Source organism: Pigmentiphaga sp. MLSB6-MA01, assembly GCF_058793475.1.
Genome location: NZ_JBXAFV010000027.1, coordinates 1 through 4,713 on the forward strand (window position 1 = coordinate 1; position 4,713 = coordinate 4,713).

The window sequence follows — 4,713 nt, forward strand, 5'->3', positions numbered from 1 at the left end:
TCAACGGGGTCTGCGCCGCGGCCGTACCGCCCAGCGCCATGCCCAGCAAACAACCCCACATGCGCATTTTCATTGTCGTGTTCCTCCGGATAAGGAATGAGGTCTTGCGCGCCAGGACACGGCGCCCTGGTGCGGATATCCGTACTGCGTTGCGGCCGCACGCCGCGATCTGCCGCGCTTGATACCGATTGTGACGATATCAGCGCCCCGCGTTCGACGTAACCATATTCGAAAATCGAAATTACGCCAATAATCGATTTCCATCAGCGGGCCTGGGGAAGCAGGCAAGGAAACCCGCGATCCACAAGGTTGGACAGGGGGGCGGCGCGGTGCCCGGTGGCGGGAGGGAGGCTTGAAAAATCAGACCGATCGCAATGCCGATTTGGAATACCACCCGCTCATGCGATTGCCGTCCCAGATGAAGGCGATGTGCTGGGACTGGCGGCAGCGGGTCAGGCCGCGCGGCCGGAACACGGCCGCGCACTGCCCGCCGGGCCGCCGGACGCTGTCGTAGGCGAGGCCCCAGCTGCCTTCCAGCCGGAGCCGGCGGGCCAGCGCCTGGCTGGCCGCGTAGTCGTCCGGGTCGTAGATGGCCGGCAAGGCCGGCCGCAGGCCGCGCAGGTCGTGCAGTGGCGCGGCCAGGTCGGCCAGGTAGTGGCGCATGTCGATCTCGATGGCCGCCTCGCGCGTGGCGGCGAGGAACCGGGTGCGGTGGTGCATGGTTTCGGCCACCGCGGTCTCCAGGCTTTCCCCGGCGTAATACACGCCCCAGGTACCGTCGGAAAAGCGGCTGCCGGCCGGATTCAGATGGGTGAAGGCCGCCATGATGGGGGTGGTGCCCGGACCCGATATCCGGTCTTCTTCCGGCACGAGGCGCAGATTGCCGGCTTCGTCCCGGACACGGGGGTTGGTGAGGTTTTCTATCGCGAATACCACGTCGAGATCGGCCGGATCGGCCACCTGGTCGTACAGGCTCGTTGGCGGGAAGCGGCTGGGGACGAGCCGGTGGCAGGGCGTCCACTGCACGTCGGTGGCGGCAGGCGTCATGTCCAGCCTCCCCGCTGGGCGTCGAGATAGGTGCGCACCACGTACAGGTCGCTGGTCATGCCGGTAAGCATGCGCTCCAGCGCCGGCCGGCCACCGAACAGGGGCGCGTCGTTGGGCCGGCGGGGCCAGGCGTCGGCGCGTTCGGGCACCGGCAGCAGGACCTGCAGCGCCTTGTAGATACCGAATACCAGCGACAGGCGTTCGAGCGTGTCGCGTGGCAGGGGAGCGGGCGCCCGGCCGGTCTTCCAGCGGAACATGGTCGAGCGCGGTACGCCCAGCAGCGTGGCCGATTCCTCGGCATTGAGCTGCCAGGCCTGGGCGATCCGGAAGAAGGTGCGCAAGGCGGCGTCGGTAGCTGCCTGGCTGGTCAGTTCGGGAGTGGTGGAAGCAGGAATGGCCATGGTGCTTTCCTGTGTCGAGCATGCCAGTCAGCCCAGGTTAGTCCTATTTAAGACAAAAATCAAATTATGGTATCAAACAAGACAAAACAGGCCTGTGGCCGGTATCGATGCGGCCATGGCATGCGGCCGCTACGCCACGGTATGGCGCCTGCCGCGCGGGCTGTCCGGACGGAACAAGCGCCGGTTCCCGTCTCCGGTTAAAATTCCGCGCGATGACCATATCTTCAGAAGTCGCCCGGCGACGCACCTTCGCCATCATTTCCCACCCCGACGCGGGCAAGACCACGCTGACCGAAAAGCTGTTGCTGTTCGCTGGCGCGATCCAGATCGCCGGTAGCGTCAAGGCGCGGAAGGCTTCGCGGCACGCCTCGTCCGACTGGATGGAGATCGAGAAGCAGCGCGGCATCTCGGTGGCGTCCTCGGTCATGCAGGTCGAATACCGCGACACCGTCATCAACCTGCTCGACACCCCGGGGCACCAGGACTTCTCGGAAGACACCTACCGGGTGCTGACCGCCGTGGACGCGGCGTTGATGGTGATCGACGCGGCCAACGGCGTCGAACCGCAGACCATCCGGCTGTTGCAGGTATGCCGGGCGCGCAATACGCCCATCATCACCTTCGTCAACAAGATGGACCGCGAGGTGCGCGAGCCGCTGGAACTGCTGTCCGAGATCGAGTCCCACCTGGGCATGGACGCCGTGCCCTTCGCGTGGCCGGTCGGCATGGGCAAATCGTTCGCCGGCGTGTTCGACATCCGCCGCGACCGGATGCGGGTCTTCAAGGCCGGCAGCGACAGGTTGAGCGAACAGCACGACGAGATCATCGACGGGCTGGACAATCCCGAGATCGCCCGCCGCTTCGGCTCGGCGTTCGAGCAGGCGCGCGGCGAGATCGACCTGATCGAAGGCGCGGCGCCGCCGTTCGACCAGGCCGAGTTCCTGGCTGGCAGGCAGACGCCCGTGTTCTTCGGCTCGGCCATCAACAACTTCGGCGTGCAGGAAGTGCTGGACGCCCTGGTCGAGCAGGCGCCCGCGCCCGGCGCGCGCCACGCGATGCAGCGCGAAGTCCAGCCGGACGAACCGAAGTTCACCGGCGTGGTTTTCAAGGTGCAGGCCAACATGGACCCGGCCCACCGCGACCGCGTGGCGTTCGTGCGTGTCTGTTCGGGCCGCTTCGAGCGTGGCATGCGGCTGAAGGTCTGCCGCACCGGCAAGGAAACGCGGCCCAACAACGTGGTCTCGTTCCTGTCGCAGCGGCGCGAGCTGTTGGACGAAGCCTATGCCGGCGACGTCATCGGCATTCCCAACCACGGCGTGCTGCAATTGGGCGATGTGCTGACCGAAGGCGAGGCGCTGCAATTCACCGGGCTGCCGTTCTTCGCGCCGGAGCTGTTCCAGGCGGTGGAGGTGGCCGATCCGCTGCGCACCAAGCAGTTGCGCACGGGCCTGACCCAGCTGGGCGAGGAAGGCGCCATCCAGGTGTTCCGTCCCGTGGCTGGCGGCCCGCTGCTGCTGGGCGCCGTCGGCCAACTGCAGTTCGAGGTCGTGGCGCACCGGCTCAAGACCGAATACGGGGTGGCCGCGCGCATGCTGCCGTCGCGCTATTCCATGGCGCGCTGGATCACGGCCGAGAACCCCAAGGACCTGAAGAAATTCATGGACGCCAACATGCAGCACATCGCCTACGATGTGGTCGAGGCGCCCGCGTTCCTGATCGGATCGGCGGCGCAACTGCGGGTGGCGCAGGAACTCTATCCCAACGTGCAGTTCCATGCCCTGCGCGAGCACGGGGGACAGGTGTTCCAGACCCGGGTGGGCGACTCTGCCTTCGCCTGACAGCCCGCCCAGGCATGGGGACCGGCATGGCCGTCGGTCCACAGTGAAGAGGTGTACACATGCGTAACCGCATTTTGATGGGCCTCGCCTTCGTGGCGATGGTCGTGGTGGTGGGAGTGCTGTTCGGGCTCTGGTTGTCCTGGAACGCTCCCGTCGACCGCGTGGCGGAAGCGCCCGTGCCCGTGGCGCAGGGGCGGCCGGGCGAAGCGCCGGTGGCGGCCGTGGACCAGGAAACCTACCTGCCCGAACCTCCGCAACCGCGGGTGGATGGCTCGCGCGGCGTGCCGGCGCGCCCGGTGCAGCCGAACGCACCCATTCCCCTGGTCTCGGCGGCCGACCAGCCCCAGCCCGATACCGTGCTGTCGACCATTGCTCCCGACATGCAGGCGGTGAATCCCGGCAGCCCCCTGCCGGCCCACCTGTCCGAGACCCCGGCGGCCCAGTCCCCGCGCATCATCGTGGAGCCGCCTTCGCAGCAGGTCGCCACCGTGGTGGCGGGCGCCGACGCGGCGGCCGGCGGCCAGGAGGCGTGGATCCAGTCGCTGCGGGCCGAACTGGCGCGCTGCGCCTCGCAGGGTATCGTCGGCCGGGTCATCTGCAACGAGAAGGCCCGGTGGAAGTACTGCAATACCGACAACCGCTGGGGCCGCGTCGCCGAGTGTCCGGCCACGGGCAACAACTAAGGCCTTCCGTTTCCGGGAAAAGAAAAACCCCTGCCGACGAAGCAGGGGTTTTTTTGTGCAGGCAGGGACCGGTCAGTCGCCCTGCTCTTCCATCTGCGATTGCAGGTAGTTCTGGATGCCGACCTGGTCCACCAGGCCGATCTGGGTTTCCAGGTGGTCGATGTGTTCCTCGGTGTCGTCCAGGATGTCCTGGAGCAGGTCGCGCGACACGTAGTCGCGCACGCTCTCACAGTGGGCGATGGCGTCCTTCAGCACGACCTGCGAGGATAGCTCCAGCTTCAGGTCGCATTCCAGGATTTCCGGCACGTTCTCGCCGATCAGCAGCTTGTGCAGGTCCTGCAGGTTGGGGAGGCCGTCCAGCATGAAGATGCGCTGGATCAGGCGATCGGCATGCTTCATCTCCTCGATGGACTCGTCGTACTCGTGCTTGCCCATCTTGCCCAGGCCCCAGTGCTTGAGCATGCGCGCATGCAGGAAGTACTGGTTGATGGCGGTCAGCTCGTTGGTGAGCTGCTTGTTGAGGTATTGGATGACGGTCTTGTCGCCTTTCATGTTCTTTCCCCTGCAGAATTCATGGATTCCGCAAGGTTAGCATTGTTGACGCTAAGCAAGCAGGCCGTACGTCCGCCCGTAACGGCCTAGGAAAGTGACAATGAGAATGATTGATCCCCCCTACGCCCTTCGGGCGCCCCCCAGGGGGCGATGCGGGTGGACCGGCGGAGCCGGATCCACCGCATCCTGGGT

5 protein-coding genes are annotated in these 4,713 nt (G+C 66.1%); 2 read left to right on the forward strand and 3 right to left on the reverse strand.

Features of this window, described 5'->3' with window-relative positions; all coding sequences use genetic code 11:
• Positions 1 to 360: 360 nt before the first annotated feature.
• Together AC1Q6E_RS27680 and AC1Q6E_RS27685 are read right to left on the reverse strand one after the other, a co-directional pair.
• On the reverse strand, positions 361 to 1,047 hold the full coding sequence (locus AC1Q6E_RS27680) for an RES family NAD+ phosphorylase (RefSeq protein ID WP_296556858.1): 687 nt from the start codon (positions 1,045 to 1,047) through the stop codon (positions 361 to 363).
• Positions 1,044 to 1,448, reverse strand: coding sequence for an MbcA/ParS/Xre antitoxin family protein (locus AC1Q6E_RS27685; RefSeq protein WP_152797868.1), 405 nt, complete (start codon positions 1,446 to 1,448; stop codon positions 1,044 to 1,046). The genes AC1Q6E_RS27680 and AC1Q6E_RS27685 overlap by 4 nt, the downstream gene beginning before the upstream one ends.
• Positions 1,449 to 1,660: 212 nt before the next feature.
• Between AC1Q6E_RS27685 and AC1Q6E_RS27690 the strand changes: the two genes are divergently transcribed.
• The gene (locus AC1Q6E_RS27690; protein WP_152797867.1) at positions 1,661 to 3,286 is read left to right on the forward strand and encodes a peptide chain release factor 3; all 1,626 of its coding nucleotides are present in this window, start codon (positions 1,661 to 1,663) and stop codon (positions 3,284 to 3,286) included.
• A gap of 59 nt (positions 3,287 to 3,345) precedes the next feature.
• The gene (locus AC1Q6E_RS27695; RefSeq protein ID WP_152797866.1) at positions 3,346 to 3,969 is read left to right on the forward strand and encodes a hypothetical protein; all 624 of its coding nucleotides are present in this window, start codon (positions 3,346 to 3,348) and stop codon (positions 3,967 to 3,969) included.
• 72 nt (positions 3,970 to 4,041) lie between these two features.
• On the opposite strand, the gene bfr is transcribed toward AC1Q6E_RS27695, so the two are convergent.
• Positions 4,042 to 4,521 carry a bacterioferritin gene (gene bfr, locus AC1Q6E_RS27700; protein ID WP_152797865.1) on the reverse strand — a complete coding sequence of 160 codons (480 nt, stop codon included), beginning with the start codon at positions 4,519 to 4,521 and terminating at the stop codon, positions 4,042 to 4,044.
• Between the last annotated feature and the right edge of the window lie 192 nt (positions 4,522 to 4,713).